A 16,859-nucleotide genomic window follows, 5' to 3' on the forward strand; every position below is an offset into this window, starting at 1 on the left:
TTGCAAAAAAGAAATGTGCTCTTTACAAATGTATGGTACAATAAACGGGAAAAACTCTTTTTACCCTTTATCAACACATTTGAATAAAGGAGACTGAACTTATGGTTACTACATATCTTTTATTTATCGTTGCCTACTTACTTGGCTCGATTCCATTTGCATTAGTCGTTGGAAAAATCGGCTATGGAATCGACATTCGTGAGCACGGAAGCGGTAATTTAGGCGGAACAAATACATTCCGCACATTAGGGAAAAAAGCAGGTTTTACCGTTACAATTGCTGACATTTTAAAAGGGACATTAGCAACAGGTCTACCGATAATTTTCGGATTAGATATTCACCCACTATGGTTCGGATTAGCAGCTGTTCTTGGACATGTATATCCGATTTTTGCAAAATTCCGTGGTGGTAAAGCAGTTGCAACTTCTGCCGGGGTGCTATTATGCTACTCACCAGTTGTTTTTGCAATATTAGCTGTTGTATTTTTCACCCTTTTATTTACAACAAGATACGTATCACTTTCTTCTATGGTAACAGCTGTCGTTGCTGTTATTGCATCCATTGTTAGCGGGGATAAAATCTTCATTATTGCGATGTGTTTATTAGCAGGTATGGTTATTTATAAACACCGTGCAAATATCGGACGAATTATAAATAAAACTGAACCGAAAGCAAACTTCTCAAAAAAGCAAAAATAAGGTTGTAACCCACATAACGCAAAAAGAAAACGTGAAGCATATTAATAGCGTCTTTTTGCGTTATTTTTTATACTAAAGAAAAGGCAACATAATTTGGAGGAACTATACATGAATCTTTCCGTAACAAAAGAAGCAGCACAATGGTATAAAAACGAATTAAACTTACAATCAGGTGAAACACTACGCCTTTTCGTACAATACGGCGGTTGCAGTACTGTGCAAAAAGGACTTTCTTTAGGTATTCGTAAAGATGACCCTGCACATCCTGCTGTTCAAACTCAAGAAGAAGGTATTAACTTCTTTATTGAAGGCGATGATGAGTGGTTCTTCGATGGACATAATTTATCTGTTACACTTAACGACGGTGATGATTTCCCTCAATTTAATTATGAGAAATAAAAAAAGCGTGGCTTCTGCCACGCTTTTTTTATTTCTTTTTAATTTCCTCATATTTCGCATACCACTCAGGATATAATTTTTTAAATGATACAGGGCGGAACCCTTCTTTTTTCGCACAAATATTCGTTGTACTTGCAGTAATGCAAAGCTCACCATCACCGTTATATATTTCATAACCATATACAACACGAAGCGGGCTCACAGTATCAATCCACGTTTTCACAATTGCTTTTTCTCCGTAACGCATCGCTTTACGATATGAAATTTGCAAGTCTAATACAGGAGAAATAATTCCCTCTTTCTCCATTTCAACATATGAAAATCCTAATTCTTGTATAAGTTTCGTGCGCCCAAGTTCCAGCCACACTAAATAGTTTGAATGGTAAACAACACCCATCTGGTCTGTTTCCGCATAGCGGATTTCAACTTCATATTCTGCTACAAACATTTCTATTCGCCTTCTTTCACTTCTGCTACCTTGCATACATTTAATCATAATACAGTGGAATCAAAAATAAAATAAAAACAGTGAATCTTTTACCGAAAGGGGCAAACACATGATCCAAATTGTAACTGTTCGTAGCGGTGATAGTGTTTATGGTTTAGCATCAAAGTACGGATCTACACCTGAAGAAATTGTAAAAGACAATGGACTAAATCCTGCTGAAACACTCGTTGTTGGTCAGGCACTTATCGTTAATACAAAAGGAAATAATTATTATGTACAGCCTGGTGACAGCTTATATCGAATTTCTCAAACGTATAACGTTCCTCTCGCTAGCTTAGCTAAAGTTAATAATCTTTCATTAAAATCTATTCTCCATGTCGGACAACAATTATATATACCAAAAGGTACAAAACGAGCAGTAGAATCCATCGCTTATTTACAGCCTTCAACAATACCGATAAAAGAAAGTTTAGTAAATGCTACACGTGCTATTAATCCATTTTTAACATATTTAGCCTACTTCAGCTTTGAAGCAAAAAGAGACGGCACTTTAAAAGAACCAACGGAAACAGCGAAAATCGCTAATATTGCAACGCAAGGTAAAACCATCCCTATGCTCGTTATTACAAATATTGAAAATGGAAATTTCAGTGCCGATCTGACATCGGTTATTTTACGCGATGCAACAATCCAAAACAAGTTTATTACTAACATTTTGCAAACAGCTGAAAAATATGGCATGCGAGACATTCATTTCGATTTCGAGAGTGTGGCACCCGAAGACCGCGAGGCATACAATCGCTTTTTACGAAATGTGAAAACACGCTTACCTAGCGGGTACACATTAAGTACAACGCTTGTACCGAAAACAAGTTCCAATCAAAAAGGGAAATTTTTTGAGGCTCACGATTATAAAGCACAAGGACAAATTGTTGATTTCGTCGTCATTATGACATACGACTGGGGTTGGCAAGGCGGGCCACCGATGGCGATTTCTCCTATTGGTCCTGTGAAAGAAGTACTTCAATATGCGAAATCTCAAATGCCACCACAAAAAATTATGATGGGGCAAAATTTATATGGTTTCGATTGGAAACTTCCGTTCAAACAAGGAAATCCACCTGCAAAAGCAATCAGCTCTGTTGCAGCTGTTGCACTAGCTCGTAAATATAATGTTCCTATCCGCTATGATTTCACGGCTCAAGCTCCTCATTTCAATTACTTTGACGAAAACGGCGTACAACACGAAGTTTGGTTTGAAGATTCACGGTCCGTACAAAGTAAATTTAATTTAATGAAAGAACAGGGCATCGGTGGTATTAGTTATTGGAAGATTGGTTTACCATTCCCGCAAAATTGGCGTTTACTCGTTGAAAACTTTACGATTACAAAAAAGGGCTGACTTTTGTCAGCCCTTTTTTCATATTACTGTTACAAAACGTCTTTCATTCCCTCATAAAAAAGAAGAATGATAACATTCTCCTTTTAACCGTTATCAACAATCGGTTGTTTACCAGTTTGGTCTTGCATTTGTTTTCCTTTATTGCCACCAGCTTTTTTCGATTGCGTTCCAATATGATTCGGTGCAAAATCTTTTGAATTCTTTTTCGGATTACCCATTACTATCGCCTCCTTAACACTAGTATCGTACTAGTGTTAAGAATTATTCAGCTTGCTTAAAAAGTTTCATTTCATAACGTTTCTCAATACGCTCTTCAATGCGATCAATTGCATCACGATCGCTTAATAATTGTTGTTTATTTTCATTTACAAGTTCTTCAAACGATTTGCGGCGACTTCTTCTCATGCTGTTCACCCTCTCTCTTTCTCATTCTTACTACATAGTATGAGCAAACAAAAAACTCTTTAATCAGATTTGCAAGAAAATTTTATGTTTTAGTACTCCTAAAAAAAAAAAAAAAAACGCTATGCACAATAATTTGTACATAGCGTTTTTTATACCATAACATTTAAATACTCTTTGAGCTTCTCATCTGCATTCGTTTCATTTTCTCTATACGTATCAAGTGCTTGTAATACAAAATCATACTGTTCTAAAATATAACTTTCTAATTTCAAGACATCCGCTAAGCTATTAAGCATAACTCTTGTATTACCAACTTCACTTTTTAGAGCTGGTTCACATATTAAGCTCGTACATATTTCTTTCACATCATCTTCTACTATTTCTGTTAATACGTATTTCTTTCGTCCTTTTACTTTTAATCTCATAACTGGATAAAAAGCTTTTATATCTAAATAACTTCCTACGTTCATACAACGCAGCCATTCTACATTGCGTTTATTGCGGACAAGTATTTCTTTCACCGCTTCGTATACCGCAGTTTCATCAAGCACAGCCTTATTTACTTTTCGTTTCCCTTTTTCTTCAATAGATGTACATTTTTGATAAACAGCTGCACACGTAATACAGTCGTCAAATGCATTATGAGAACTTAGACGAATTCCAAGCATTCGCTTTAACGTCTCAAGTTTATGATTAGGTGCGTGCTTCATATATTTTTTTGCTAAAAACACAGTGTCAATCACCTTATTTTTAGGTTCAGGAAACCCAAGCATATTTACATTACTTTTCAAAAAGCGCATGTCAAAAGAAGCATTATGAGCCACAATAACATTTGTATGTAAAAATGCTAAAAATAAAGGTAAAACTTCTTCAATCGTGGGTGCATCTGAAACACGATAATTTGTAATACCTGTTAAACTCGTAATTCGGCTCGGAATCGGACGCTCTGGATTCACGTATGAAACAAATTGATCTACCAGTTCATGATTACGATATTTCACAGCTGCAACTTGAATAATTTTATCATTATAAGGGTTAAATCCTGTTGTTTCAAAATCAATTACAACATAATCTAACGGTAAGGATACATTCCCCACTCCATACACTCCTTTATCTCTAAACGTTTATATTTCTTACATCATATCATGAAGTTATTACTACTTGAAAAAGAAAAGGCAGAAATGGGAACTCTCCACCTCTACCTTTTCACCGTTATTTTAATTTAGCAATTCGTTTTTCCATCTCTTTTTGCGTCATCGGTCCAATGAACTTATCCTGAATGACGCCTTTCGTATCTATAAAATACGAAGTTGGGATCGTAATTACTTTATAAGCTGTTGTCACATCAATGTTCTTGTCCAATAAAATAGGAAAAGTAATCCCTTTTTCCTTAGCAAAATTGCTTACTTTTTCTTCTCCCCCACCTTTTTCTGAAGGCGTATAATTTATTGCTAAAATTTCTACGTTTTCTTTATGTTCTTTATAGAAAGCCTCCATATCAGGCATTTCTTGCTGACAAGGCCCACACCACGTTGCCCAAAAATTTAAAATAACTTTCTTTCCTTTTAAATCCGATAGCTTTACATTCGTTCCATCTAACTTAGTTAATTCAAAGTTTGGTGCACTCTTTCCTACTTCAATACCATTACTTGCAATCATCTCTTTCATAGCAGCTTCACTTTTTTCTTGCTTCCCTTGTACCGCCTGATCTTTATTACCGAACTGTTCATAAGCTGCATATCCCGCTAAACAAAGTAACACTACAATAATCGTAAGCTTCCGCCACATTTTATATCACCCTAACGTGTTTATGTACTTTTAACAAATTCATCAAAATACTATATACCTTATTTTAGCTTATACGGACGAGCTTGGAAATATTCACAGTCAAAATAATTAGAATATTCTCATTTAAAGTGAGTTTTTTTCCTTTTTATCATATAATTAGAAAAACAGATGAGGTATTTTATCTTCTTATTGACCCACTTACCTATTTACTCTCGTAGTTATATAACCTTCAACAAAAGGGGGATTGTTTATGAATTCATTCGAAAAAATAACATTATATATTCTTAGTTTTCTTTTATACCCAATCGGCATTATTACATGGATCATTTCACTCTTTAGTAAAGATCTTAAAAAAAAGAAAGTAGGGCGTATTTGTCTCTACATCTCTCTAGTCTCATTCGTCCTTTTCGTAATCCTTGGAATTACAACTTTCCTTATGACTGCTACTTTTAACATTGATCTAAATCACTCCGAATCTATCGAGTATCAAATAAATGACGCTGAATAAAGATAAGGGCATTGCTCTTATCTTTATTCATATCTTTGTAAAAACGAATGACTATTTATTAATTTTTCAGGACTTCCACCTGCAACAATACGTCCTTCCTTCATTATGACAACACGATCTGCTAATATCGCTTTCTCGACATCATGTGTTACCACAATTCTCGTGACCTCTCTTCCTAATCCTTCTATCATATTCCAAACAGTTTCTTGGTTGCTCGGATCTAATCCCGCAGTTGGTTCATCTAAAATAATAAGATTCGGATTTGAAACAATGGCACGTAATAATGCAAGACGTTTTCTTTCCCCTCCAGAAAATTCTACACCGCTTTTATGTAGTTCAGTTTCAATCCCTTCTGATAAATCTCTAATAATCGGTTTCACATTTACAAGTTCAATATTTTTTTCTAATTGATTTTCTAAATACTCTTCTCCGAAATGCACATTCTCTTTTACTGTCGTCCGAAAGAAACGAGGTTCTTGCCACACTGTAGTCATACGAGCCTCATTACCATAATAAACAATGCTACCGTTAGATGGTTTATACAAACCTGTCATTAATTTTAAAAGCGTCGCCTTTCCTGCGCCACTTTCTCCCACAATAATAACAAGTTCACCAGGGTGAATTTGCAAATCAATATTATGAATTCTGCATTTCTCTCCATCACTTTCCTGAAATGAAACATTTGTTATCGTCATCCCCATCGCTCTTTCTACCTTACTATCTGCCCCTCGTTTATCTAAAAAAGAAAAAACTCTATTTGCCGAAGCAGCTGCAACTTGTGTCATCATTAATAAATCGCCAACGTAACGAACTGGAAAAAAGAGCATTTCAATTGTAGCTAACACGGCAACAAGTGCGCCAACTTCCATTTCCCCCTTCATTATTTTCTGCGCGCCTATAATGAGAACAACGATATATGCCCCTGTTTCAATCACTGTTCCAACTACTCCAATACAGTGTTGCATCATCGTCTTCTTTACTTCTGTTTTATAGGATTGTGCTGTTACTCCTTTAAATAAGCGAATGGCCCACTTTTCTTTTTGCAAACTACGTAAATCTTGTACGCCTTTTACAAACTGCGACACCATCTCTACAACACTTGATTGATTGTTTTGAGCGATGCTTGCGATATTCCTGACCTTTTTCCCCATCAACATCGGAACCATTGCACTAAAAAATAAAAACGGAGTTACCCACAATATAAACTTCATATCTATATGTTGTAGTGCTATGAACGCACCTATAAATTGCGCAATAGCGTGTATATATTCTATTAATATAGAACCATATAATCTGACCCAATTCGGAATATCAGACACAACTAGCGTCTCTAACTCTCCTTGCTTAATCTTCTCACTCTCTTCAAATGGTAATAAGAAAAAATGACGCAATACATATATACGCTTCTTTCGCAATATTCGTTGACTCGCTTTTGAGCTTACATAATCAAATGAAAGATTGTTCACCCACATCAACAAGCGGCTCCCCGCAAACAATGCAATATATACATACGCAGCTTTTAACTCCCGCTGAATCAGGTTATCTACAATTAGCCCCATGAATAGTGGACGGGATAAGTTTAAAATAGCAGCAAAGCATCCACTACATACAGCTGCTATTACTAATAATTTTTCTTTCTGTAACGGTAACAGTATTCTTTTATATTCTTTCATGACGTTTCCTCCATTTTTTATAGTAAAAAGAAAGGGATGAAACCAAATGGTTTCATCCCTTTCCATAAAATAAGGAAGCTAACAGTTGTTAGCTTCCTTCTCGTTCATTTCAATTATTTAGTTCGACACTTTAGATTCTTCAATTTTCTCACGAAGAACCATTTGTAAGATACCACCGTGACGGTAGTAGTCAATTTCAACTTCACTATCGAAACGAGCTACTACTTCAAATTGTTTTTCGTTGCCATCTGCATCAGTTGCAACTATTTTTACAAGATCGCGTGGTCTAACTGTTTTGTCAATTTGAATTTCAAATGACTCGTTACCAACAAGACCTAACGTTTCAGCGCTTTCGCCATCTTTAAATTGAAGTGGTAACACACCCATTAACACTAAGTTACTACGGTGAATACGCTCGAAGCTTTCGGCGATTACTGCTTTAATACCTAATAAGTTTGTACCTTTCGCAGCCCAGTCACGAGAACTTCCCATACCGTAATCTTTACCAGCAACAACTAGAAGGCCTGTGCCATCTTCTTTATATTTCATAGCAGCATCATAGATAGATGTTACTTCACCAGTTGGCCAATATGTTGTATATCCGCCTTCTGTTCCTGGTGCGATTTGGTTTTTAATACGGATGTTCGCGAATGTACCACGCATCATAACTTCATGGTTACCACGACGAGAACCGTAAGAGTTAAAGTCAACTGGTTGTACGCCATTTTCTAATAAGTAGCGTCCAGCTGGTGTGTGCTTACCAATTGAACCTGCTGGTGAAATATGGTCTGTCGTTACAGAATCTCCAAATTTACCAACAATGCGTAAACCTGATAATGTTTCAACTTCACCTGGTTCTTTAGATAATCCTTCAAAGAATGGTGGGTTTTGAATGTATGTTGAATCATTATCCCAGGTATATAAAGCTTCATTTGAAGTTTGGATTTCATTCCAACGCTCATTGCTATTAAATACTTGTGCATATTCTTTCTTGAACAGTTCAGATGTAACAACACTTTGAACTACATCTTCAATTTCTTTAGCTGATGGCCAAATATCATTGAAGTATACAGCATTGCCATTTGCATCTTTACCAATTTCATCATTTTTCAGGTCAATATCAACAGTACCTGCAAGTGCATATGCCACAACAAGTGGTGGTGATGCTAAATAGTTTGCTTTTACAAGCGGGTGAATACGACCTTCAAAGTTACGGTTACCAGATAAAACAGATGTTACTAATAAATCGTTTGCTGCAATTGCTTCTTCTAATTCCTCTGCTAGTGGACCAGAGTTACCGATACAAGTCGTACAGCCGTAACCAACTGTTTGGAAACCTAATTGATCTAAATATGTTGTTAAACCTGATTTATCTAAGTACTCAGTAACAACTTTAGATCCTGGTGCTAATGATGTTTTTACGTACTCAGGTACTACAAGCCCTTTTTCAATTGCTTTCTTCGCAACTAGACCTGCCCCAATTAATACGTATGGGTTTGATGTATTTGTACAGCTTGTAATTGCAGCGATTGCAATTGCACCTGTTTTCATCGTTACTTCTTTATCTTCTAATGTAACCTTCACTTCTTTATCGAACTCTTGCGCATTAAATCCAAGTCCTTGTGTTCCAACTGGTGCTACAACAGCTTTGTGGAACGCATCTTTCATATCTGAAAGTGGAATTAAATCTTGTGGGCGTTTCGGTCCAGAAAGGTTAGATTCAATTGTATTTAAATCAATTTCAACAAGATCAGTGTAAATTGGATCTTTGCTGCCCGCTGTATAGAATAAGCCGTTCGCTTTACAATATTCTTCAACAACGCGAATTTGTTCTTCATCTCTACCTGTTAAACGTAAGTATTCTAATGAAATATCGTCAATTGGGAAGAATCCACAAGTTGCACCGTATTCTGGTGCCATGTTTGAAATTGTTGCACGGTCAGCTAAAGGCATGCTCTTTAGTCCATCACCGAAGAACTCAACGAATTTACCAACTACACCTTTTTGACGTAATACTTGTGTTACTTTTAATGCAACATCAGTTGCTGTAGTACCACTTGGAAGTGTGCCAGTTAATTTCACACCGATTACTTCAGGTACTGGGAAGTATGAAGGCTGTCCAAGCATTCCTGCTTCTGCTTCAATACCACCAACGCCCCATCCAAGAACGCCGATACCGTTAATCATCGTTGTATGTGAGTCTGTTCCAACCAATGAATCTGGGTATGCAACTAAATCGCCTTCAGCATTTTTCACCGCGTGAACAACTGGTGCTAAATATTCAAGGTTTACTTGGTGTACGATACCTGTTGCTGGTGGAACTGCACGATAGTTATCAAATGATTTTTGTGCCCAGCTTAAAAATTTATAACGTTCTTCATTACGTTTAAACTCTAAGTCCATGTTGAATGCAAGCGCATCTGCCGTACCCGCTCTATCAACCTGTACAGAGTGATCAATTACAAGGTCTACAGTAATTTCTGGATTAATTTTATCAGGATCTCCGCCCATGTCTGCCATTGCTTTACGAAGCGAAGCCAAATCTACAACAGCTGGAACACCTGTGAAGTCTTGTAAAATTACACGAGATGGTTTAAATGGAACATCGATATCTTGAACATCTTTCGTTCCCCATTTCGCTAAATTTGTAACATGTTCTTCTGTAATTACGCGTCCGTCTACTTGACGAAGTACAGATTCAAGTAAAACTTTCACGGAATATGGTAATTGAGATACGTTGCCAACCCCTGCGTTTTCAAGCGCTTTCAATTGATAATAATGATACGTTTTTCCATCTACTTCGAAAGTTGCGCGTGATTGAAATGGATTATGTTTGACCATTATGTTTCCCCCCTGTTAAACGTGACTAAGTTGTCTGAATATAAAATGTAGACAAACTTTTCAATACCTTACGATAATATCTTATTACAACTTTCTAAATAAGTAAATAATAAGAAACTTATGGATTATCATAAGTTTTCTTTATATTTCTAAATTTGAATAGTGTTCATGCTCCTTATGAATACTATTACCATAAAGTAAAGTACTCTTTCAGCGCTTTACTTTACGTTCATATATGTTATGAACAACTCATGTTTTATCTATAAAAAAACATTATAGAGGTGAGAAAAATGAGTAAACAAAAAGCAAATCATACTATTTCAGGAATGAATGTTGCATCCGCACAAGGACAAGGTGCTGGTTATAACGAAGAGTTTTCAAATGAGGCTTTAACTCCAGCAGAGCGACAAAATAATAAGAAACGTAAAAAGAATCAGTAACAAAAAAACCAAAAGGTATATCTGCCTTTTGGTTTTTTTCTAATGCTTATAACGTAATAACTCCGAAACCGTTACAAATCGATATCCTTGCTTTTTAAGCTCAGGTAAAATTTTCGATAACGCTGCCACTGTTTGACTACGATCACTTCCTCCATCGTGCAACAGTACAATATCTCCACTTTTAGCATGTTTCACAACATGATTTACAATGGACTCAGTACCTGGATTCGCCCAATCACGAGGGTCTTGATGCCACGACCATAGAACAGTTTGATAACCAGCTTCTTTAGCTGTTTTAAATACAGCATCGTTAATATATCCGCCTGGAGGACGGAACAACAAAGGTTCTTTCACCCATTTTTTAAAGTATTTCTTTCCATCTAAAATATCATTTTCTAATTTTTCATCAGATGAATTACTCGCATACAAATGATTCATCGTATGATTTCCAATTTCATGCCCCTCTTTTAACACTTGCTTTACTAAATATGGATTACGCTGCACACGGAATCCAATCATAAAAAAAGTCGCTTCTGCTTTATATTGACGTAATAAATTTAATATTTGTGGTGTATAAGTTGGATCAGGTCCATCGTCAAATGTAATTGCGATAATTTTTTCACTATTAGGTACTTCCCACGTTACATAGCCAGTTGGTTCTAGCTCTTTTCTAAGCAACATTTTCGCTTCCACTTTTTCCACTTGAAATATATGTACTGCACATAGTAAAGAAAAAACTAATAGAAAAACCTTTTGTTTTAACATAGCGTTCGTTAAAGTAATAAGGTTGTCGAATACGCAACAACCTCTTTTACTTTTCTAGTTGATCTACATTTCGCATAATATTTTGAAGATTATTTTCGTATTGCTCAAGTTGTGGACGTTGTGTTTCCGAAGCTACTTCTAGTGCATTTTGAATTTGTTCATACGCTTCCTGAACCTCTTGACGTAACTCTTTTAAATCATGACCGTAGTTCGGATCATTTTTCACGATATTGTTAAATGAATTTTCTGCTTGTGTAACCCCTTGCTGCGCTGCTTGAAAAGCTTGTTGCTTATCTTTATGATATGGCATTATACAATCCCCTTTCCATAATAGTTAGTCCCATTTATCTTTACCCTTTTTTCTAAAAACATTCTCGTATAAATTTACAAACTTCTCTCATTCTAAATAGAAAGAGGAGGTGTCACATACAATGGGAAAAAACAATCGTGAATCGAAAGAAAAAAAAGGACAACCTGAACCATTAAGCGGATCTCATAAAGTAAAAAATCGTAACCATTCACGCCAAAAAAACCATGCGCATCATGATATGTAATAAGAAAATATTCACATACTGTGTATATTCGACATAAAATGTTTATATTTTGCCATTTATTCTTCACCTCTATTTCATTCATGCATAACATGATATGAATTGATATTTTACGGAGGGTGTCTTACATGGGCAAGAAAAAGAAGGATTGTCTTTTTCATGTTGATGGTTTCGAAGAATGGATGGATCAATTTTGTTCTGATACTTGTAGCAACTTTAGTTTTCCAAATGAAATTCATATCGATCTTTGTGAAACAGAGGAAGAATACATTTTGGAAACAGATGTACCAAATGTGACTGAACAAAATGTACGCATTAAAAAGATGGAGACAGGCCTAAATATATGCATACTTCATAAAAATACTTCTTTACAGCGAACAATCTCTTTACCTACTACTATCATTTATAAGAAGATGCTAGCCTGCTTAGAGAATGGATTTTTAGCCATTCATATTTCCAAAAATGAAGTTGCCAATAAGCATGAAAAGAAGGTTCTTTTTTCAAATTGAGAGTTAACGTAAATACAAAAATAAGCCCCAGCAAGTTGCTGGGGCTTATTTTATTTCACTTGTATTTCTATATTATAATTTCTATCGTACCTTTTTTTCAATAAACCTTTTGTAACTAAAAGTACAGGAAATGCTACAGTTGAAAATAGGGCTAGCGCTAAAAATACTACAAACCCATTTTGATACCCGTAATAATCGAGTAGTACTCCCCCAAACCAAGGACCAATTACTCCTCCAATTCCTGAAAAGCCCATCGCTCCGAAGTATGTTCCTTTCAGGTTGGAATCAGCGATCTCATCAATAAATACATCTGTCATTGAAAACATTAAAACTTCTCCAAATGTGAAAATAATGGTACAAATAGCTGCTCCTAACATAGATTCTACTAGTCCAAATCCAAATAATCCCCCACTCACAAATAACGTTCCAACCATAATTGATGCTAACGGTGTATACTTTTTACACATTTGAATGACAGGGTATTGAATAACCACTACTACAATTGCATTTAAAGCTAGCATATATGAGAACAACTTTACCCCATCCTGAAATATATGTGCATTAGCAAAATATTGAGATACCGTCGTCGTTAAATGTGAAAAACCACTATTACTCAAAATAATACCGACTAACGCAACTAAAAATACTACATCCTTTCGCAATATACGAATTGCATTTAGCATTGTAACAGGATTTTCTGTATTCATTTTCTTTTTATTAAGTGGATATTTCTTAAATTGCAGTGCTAATATAGCTGTATATAGAATGTAAACTCCAGCGGCTACTAAAAAAGGAATTGTTGATTTTGCACTTCCGAGCTGTAATCCAACAATTGGTCCAATCGCAACCCCAACATTTATTGCACCATATCGTAAGTTATAGACGAGTAACCGATACTCTGGCTTTGTTAAATCTGATAATAACGCTCTTGATGTCGGTTCAAAAAAAGAACGACATAATCCATTCAAAGCGTTTAATAAAAAGAAACTCAAAACATGATCTGCAACTGAAAATCCGATAAATACAAACACCCAAACAATCATGGACCATATTATAATCATCTTCCGACCAAATCGATCCGATAAATTGCCCCCAATAAAACTAGCAAACACTCCAACAAGCGCACTCGTTCCAATAATAGCACCCGTCATTCCAGCTGAAACGTCTTTAACAGTTGTTAAATAAATTGCTAAAAAAGGAATACTCATTGAAGTTGCAAACCTCGCAAATAATGTCCCTATTATAATTGTCATGCCAAGTGGATGAATATTTTGTAACTTCCCCTTCATCTTTAAACCTACTCTCCCTTTTCTTACATAAAAATAGAAAGCAAAGGATCTGCTTTCTTTTTCCTTTTTATACTTGAGATGTTTGCACCCGAACCGCTCTCGATATGTCCATATCAATGCCATATGTAAACTGTAATTCTTTACAAATATCTTTAATTAAAATTGCTACGTTATACTTTTCATTAAATTGTAAAACAATACTTTCTACTTCTTCATATGTATACTTATATTCGCCAGTAATTACACTTTTTAAATCAAAGCATTCATTCATACAAAGCTGCACAAGTAATTGATCATACTTCTCTATCACATCTTCTTTTTTCCACAGTAACTCTTTTACATATAACCGATCAAATTTCACGCTTTCTCGATTACACTCCGTTAAAATCCGGGTCATTTCATTTAATTCTCGGTATAATTCAGAAATATTTCTGTTTAAACTAAGCAGTTTATCTACGCCGTTTTCATATAGCATTTCATTCCACCCCCGCATTTTCTTTTTCTTATTATAGCAAGAAAATTCTAAAAATAGTTTCTTTCTTCTGAAATATTAGGAAACTTATTTCAATTGTTTTACAATGAAACTAGTGAATACGAAAGGGGAAAGAAAATTGGAGCAAAAATTATATTACATCGACGCTTATACGAAAGACTTTACTACGAAAATTATAAAGCAAGATTATGATAAAGAAGATAACTTATATGTTGTTTTAAATGAAACGGCATTTTACCCAACAGGCGGTGGACAACCATATGATACTGGCACACTAAATGGTACCTTAGTCACTAATGTTGAAGAAGTAAATGGAGAAATCCGCCACTTCATTGCAGAACAATTAGAAACAGCAGAAGTAGAAGGTAAAATTAATTGGGAGCGCCGTTTTGATCATATGCAGCAACATGCAGCTCAGCACATTTTATCTGCTGCTTTTTGGGATCATTTTAACATACCCACTATCGGATTCCATCTTGGAAAAGAAACGGTGACAATTGATTTAGAAACAGAAAATCTTCCTGCAGAAACGATTGAAAAAGCAGTGCAAATTGCCAACAATATTGTTTTTGAAAACCACCCAATCCGTATTCAGTGGATGAACTTAGAGGAAGCGAAAACGTTACCTCTTCGTAAAGAACCGACTTTAACCGAAAATATACGCGTTGTTATTATCGAAAACTTTGATTATAACGGCTGTGGTGGAACTCATCCGAGACGTACAGGTGAAGTAGGTCTTATTCAAGTACTTAATTGGGAGCGCAATAAAGGTGGTATTCGATTAACGTTTATCGCTGGCTGGCGCACACTGAAATTAATGGGACAACAGCAACAAATTATGAAAGATGTTTCTAAACAATTAAATAGTAGCGAAACTGATATTCCAGCAAAAGTAGCACAACTTCTTATCTCTCAAAAAGAAAACGAAAAAGCGATACAGACAATGAATGAAAAATTATTATTTGCAGAGGCAAATGAACTATTACAACAGCCTGCAGAAATACATGCTGGATTCCTTATTTCTAAAGTATTTACAAATCGTTCTATGCAAGAAGTTGCCAAACTATCTGCTATCATTATAGAACAACAAGAGCATGCAATTACATATTTCGTCATTGAAAATGATGACAAACTACAATGCATCCTCGCTTGTGGAAAAACAGTAACGCTCGATATGAATGCTCTTTTAAAAGATGCACTTCCTGCAATTGAAGGAAAAGGTGGCGGAAATAAAAAGAGCGCTCGCGGTGGTGGGAAAGCGATTATGAGCAGTGATGAGTTTTTACATCAGCTTATTTCTTCTTTACAATCTGCAGTGTAAAACATTTCTTAAGGAGATGTCGTCTAGCGAAATTTCAAACTAGGGACATCTCCTTATTTTTTGCTTCATACATAGTAATACGATAAATGAAATTTCAGGAACGACATTTTGACTTTATCAATCATAACTTACCATATATCGACGATTCGACAAGAAATATCGATTTACCGAAAAAAGCAATATTCAAAGTAGTTTATATTTACAAGCCAATATTTTGTTTTAAACCTTGGTAACTTCCTGCATTCAGAAATTTTTCAGATGCAAGTTTAGTAAATTTCTCAGAAAAACCATAACTACTTAATTCTTCTATTCGCACCATTTGTACATCCTGAATTGGATTATGATCAAACTCGTTAGAAGGTAAAGTGATTTCACCTTCCATCCTTTCAAGCAGAAATGTAATATGTAATAAAGACGGGAGAGCATCTGGTTTATCACAAACATACAATAAATTCTTAACCTTAACATCTAATCCCGTTTCTTCTTTCATTTCTCGAATCATCGCTTCTTCTAACGTTTCACCATTCTCTACCCTTCCCCCAGGTAAAGACCAATCTCGATTAGCAACTTTTTGCTTTACTAGCAATACCTTTTCGCTTTCAATTAAAATTCCAGTAACACGAACTTGCATTACATTTTCCATATGTAATCTCCTCTTCCTATTACATTTACAAATTAATCCTTCCACAAAAAGAACGTACGTTTTATAATTAAAGAAAATTATGGAAGAAAGAAGTTGTTACATTCATGCGTCCACCTTTAACAAAGTCTATATCTCTTGAAGATTTCCAAAACTATTATTGGTTGAAAGCTGAACTACAAATATTTTGTCGTGAGTATGATTTACCAGCTAGTGGCTCTAAGATCGAAATAAGCGGTCGTATCTCACATTATTTAACTACAGGTAAAGTATTAAAAAACAGTTCTCATCAAAAGGTGAGTAAAGCTTCCCTATCCAATAAAGATCTTTCCCTGCAAACGATTATCACTGAAAATCATCGATGTAGCGAAGATGTACGTGCTTTTTTTAAAGAAAAAATTGGAGAAAACTTCCGCTTTACAGTAGCTCTTCAAAAGTTTTTTAAAGAAAATATCGGAAGAACATATGAAGACGCTATAACGTTTTGGTATGAGGAAAACGAACGTAAAAAAGACCCTGCGTATAAAACAACTATTGGTACACAGTTTGAATACAATCGTTTTATTCGCGATTTTTTTGAAGATCCAAATAACAAAGGAAAATCAAAAGCTGACGTTATCGTTGCTTGGAACGAAATAAAAGTAAAACCTGGTAGCAATGCTTATATTCCTCAAAAAGTAGAAAACTAG

Annotated in this window: 21 protein-coding genes; 9 read left to right on the forward strand and 12 right to left on the reverse strand. The window is 35.3% G+C overall.

Annotated features, from left to right (window positions below; all coding sequences use genetic code 11):
- Positions 1 to 101 precede the first annotated feature (101 nt).
- Entirely contained in the window at positions 102 to 698 is a 597-nt protein-coding gene (plsY, locus tag G9F74_RS07565; protein ID WP_000258971.1) for a glycerol-3-phosphate 1-O-acyltransferase PlsY, read from the forward strand.
- Positions 699 to 806: 108 nt separating this feature from the next.
- Entirely contained in the window at positions 807 to 1,097 is a 291-nt protein-coding gene (locus tag G9F74_RS07570; RefSeq protein ID WP_001054451.1) for a HesB/YadR/YfhF family protein, read from the forward strand.
- A 28-nt stretch (positions 1,098 to 1,125) separates the two neighbouring features.
- Here G9F74_RS07570 and G9F74_RS07575 read toward each other — a convergent pair whose 3' ends face one another.
- Complete coding sequence (locus tag G9F74_RS07575) at positions 1,126 to 1,545, reverse strand: acyl-CoA thioesterase (protein WP_000495823.1); 420 nt, start codon at positions 1,543 to 1,545, stop codon at positions 1,126 to 1,128.
- 109 nt (positions 1,546 to 1,654) lie between these two features.
- Between G9F74_RS07575 and G9F74_RS07580 the strand changes: the two genes are divergently transcribed.
- Positions 1,655 to 2,947 carry a glycoside hydrolase family 18 protein gene (locus G9F74_RS07580; RefSeq protein WP_000614830.1) on the forward strand — a complete coding sequence of 431 codons (1,293 nt, stop codon included), beginning with the start codon at positions 1,655 to 1,657 and terminating at the stop codon, positions 2,945 to 2,947.
- An 83-nt stretch (positions 2,948 to 3,030) separates the two neighbouring features.
- On the opposite strand, the gene sspN is transcribed toward G9F74_RS07580, so the two are convergent.
- From sspN to G9F74_RS07600, 4 genes are all read right to left on the reverse strand, one after another.
- Positions 3,031 to 3,165 carry an acid-soluble spore protein SspN gene (gene sspN / locus G9F74_RS07585; protein WP_000527987.1) on the reverse strand — a complete coding sequence of 45 codons (135 nt, stop codon included), beginning with the start codon at positions 3,163 to 3,165 and terminating at the stop codon, positions 3,031 to 3,033.
- A gap of 43 nt (positions 3,166 to 3,208) precedes the next feature.
- Positions 3,209 to 3,352: an FbpB family small basic protein gene (locus tag G9F74_RS07590; protein ID WP_001254699.1), complete on the reverse strand. Its 144-nt coding sequence runs from the start codon at positions 3,350 to 3,352 to the stop codon at positions 3,209 to 3,211.
- Positions 3,353 to 3,501: 149 nt separating this feature from the next.
- Positions 3,502 to 4,449, reverse strand: coding sequence for a 3'-5' exonuclease (locus G9F74_RS07595; protein ID WP_000528769.1), 948 nt, complete (start codon positions 4,447 to 4,449; stop codon positions 3,502 to 3,504).
- A 115-nt stretch (positions 4,450 to 4,564) separates the two neighbouring features.
- Complete coding sequence (locus G9F74_RS07600) at positions 4,565 to 5,140, reverse strand: redoxin domain-containing protein (protein ID WP_000269081.1); 576 nt, start codon at positions 5,138 to 5,140, stop codon at positions 4,565 to 4,567.
- Positions 5,141 to 5,390: 250 nt separating this feature from the next.
- On the opposite strand from G9F74_RS07600, the gene G9F74_RS07605 reads away from it, so the two are divergent.
- Entirely contained in the window at positions 5,391 to 5,648 is a 258-nt protein-coding gene (locus G9F74_RS07605) for a hypothetical protein (protein WP_001083872.1), read from the forward strand.
- A gap of 23 nt (positions 5,649 to 5,671) precedes the next feature.
- Here G9F74_RS07605 and G9F74_RS07610 read toward each other — a convergent pair whose 3' ends face one another.
- Entirely contained in the window at positions 5,672 to 7,321 is a 1,650-nt protein-coding gene (locus G9F74_RS07610; RefSeq protein WP_165406216.1) for an ABC transporter ATP-binding protein, read from the reverse strand.
- A 117-nt stretch (positions 7,322 to 7,438) separates the two neighbouring features.
- The gene (gene acnA, locus G9F74_RS07615) at positions 7,439 to 10,162 is read right to left on the reverse strand and encodes an aconitate hydratase AcnA (protein WP_016108903.1); all 2,724 of its coding nucleotides are present in this window, start codon (positions 10,160 to 10,162) and stop codon (positions 7,439 to 7,441) included.
- 290 nt (positions 10,163 to 10,452) lie between these two features.
- Here acnA and sspO point away from each other — a divergent pair, with 290 nt between their 5' ends.
- Positions 10,453 to 10,602: a small acid-soluble spore protein O gene (sspO, locus tag G9F74_RS07620; protein WP_000043210.1), complete on the forward strand. Its 150-nt coding sequence runs from the start codon at positions 10,453 to 10,455 to the stop codon at positions 10,600 to 10,602.
- 39 nt (positions 10,603 to 10,641) lie between these two features.
- Here the strand turns inward: sspO and pdaB are convergent, their stop codons facing one another.
- Both pdaB and G9F74_RS07630 read right to left on the reverse strand, forming a co-directional pair.
- Positions 10,642 to 11,367: a polysaccharide deacetylase family sporulation protein PdaB gene (pdaB, locus tag G9F74_RS07625; RefSeq protein ID WP_002039311.1), complete on the reverse strand. Its 726-nt coding sequence runs from the start codon at positions 11,365 to 11,367 to the stop codon at positions 10,642 to 10,644.
- 46 nt (positions 11,368 to 11,413) lie between these two features.
- Positions 11,414 to 11,677, reverse strand: coding sequence for a hypothetical protein (locus G9F74_RS07630; RefSeq protein WP_001146300.1), 264 nt, complete (start codon positions 11,675 to 11,677; stop codon positions 11,414 to 11,416).
- A gap of 121 nt (positions 11,678 to 11,798) precedes the next feature.
- Here G9F74_RS07630 and G9F74_RS07635 point away from each other — a divergent pair, with 121 nt between their 5' ends.
- Positions 11,799 to 11,921: a small acid-soluble spore protein P gene (locus G9F74_RS07635; protein WP_000517651.1), complete on the forward strand. Its 123-nt coding sequence runs from the start codon at positions 11,799 to 11,801 to the stop codon at positions 11,919 to 11,921.
- A gap of 125 nt (positions 11,922 to 12,046) precedes the next feature.
- Positions 12,047 to 12,427: an Hsp20/alpha crystallin family protein gene (locus G9F74_RS07640; protein WP_000516750.1), complete on the forward strand. Its 381-nt coding sequence runs from the start codon at positions 12,047 to 12,049 to the stop codon at positions 12,425 to 12,427.
- A 50-nt stretch (positions 12,428 to 12,477) separates the two neighbouring features.
- On the opposite strand, the gene G9F74_RS07645 is transcribed toward G9F74_RS07640, so the two are convergent.
- Together G9F74_RS07645 and G9F74_RS07650 are read right to left on the reverse strand one after the other, a co-directional pair.
- Positions 12,478 to 13,716 carry an MDR family MFS transporter gene (locus tag G9F74_RS07645; protein ID WP_000676818.1) on the reverse strand — a complete coding sequence of 413 codons (1,239 nt, stop codon included), beginning with the start codon at positions 13,714 to 13,716 and terminating at the stop codon, positions 12,478 to 12,480.
- Between the two features lie 67 nt (positions 13,717 to 13,783).
- A complete protein-coding gene (locus G9F74_RS07650; protein ID WP_016108904.1) occupies positions 13,784 to 14,191 on the reverse strand; it encodes a hypothetical protein in 408 nt (135 codons plus the stop codon).
- Positions 14,192 to 14,327: 136 nt separating this feature from the next.
- On the opposite strand from G9F74_RS07650, the gene G9F74_RS07655 reads away from it, so the two are divergent.
- The gene (locus G9F74_RS07655) at positions 14,328 to 15,530 is read left to right on the forward strand and encodes a serine-tRNA(Ala) deacylase AlaX (RefSeq protein WP_000435885.1); all 1,203 of its coding nucleotides are present in this window, start codon (positions 14,328 to 14,330) and stop codon (positions 15,528 to 15,530) included.
- A 199-nt stretch (positions 15,531 to 15,729) separates the two neighbouring features.
- Here the strand turns inward: G9F74_RS07655 and G9F74_RS07660 are convergent, their stop codons facing one another.
- Positions 15,730 to 16,173 carry an NUDIX hydrolase gene (locus G9F74_RS07660; protein ID WP_000432590.1) on the reverse strand — a complete coding sequence of 148 codons (444 nt, stop codon included), beginning with the start codon at positions 16,171 to 16,173 and terminating at the stop codon, positions 15,730 to 15,732.
- Positions 16,174 to 16,277: 104 nt separating this feature from the next.
- Between G9F74_RS07660 and G9F74_RS07665 the strand changes: the two genes are divergently transcribed.
- The gene (locus tag G9F74_RS07665) at positions 16,278 to 16,859 is read left to right on the forward strand and encodes a DUF6434 domain-containing protein (protein ID WP_001247737.1); all 582 of its coding nucleotides are present in this window, start codon (positions 16,278 to 16,280) and stop codon (positions 16,857 to 16,859) included.

The organism is Bacillus sp. EKM202B, from assembly GCF_011066025.1.
Taxonomy (GTDB): domain Bacteria; phylum Bacillota; class Bacilli; order Bacillales; family Bacillaceae_G; genus Bacillus_A; species Bacillus_A toyonensis.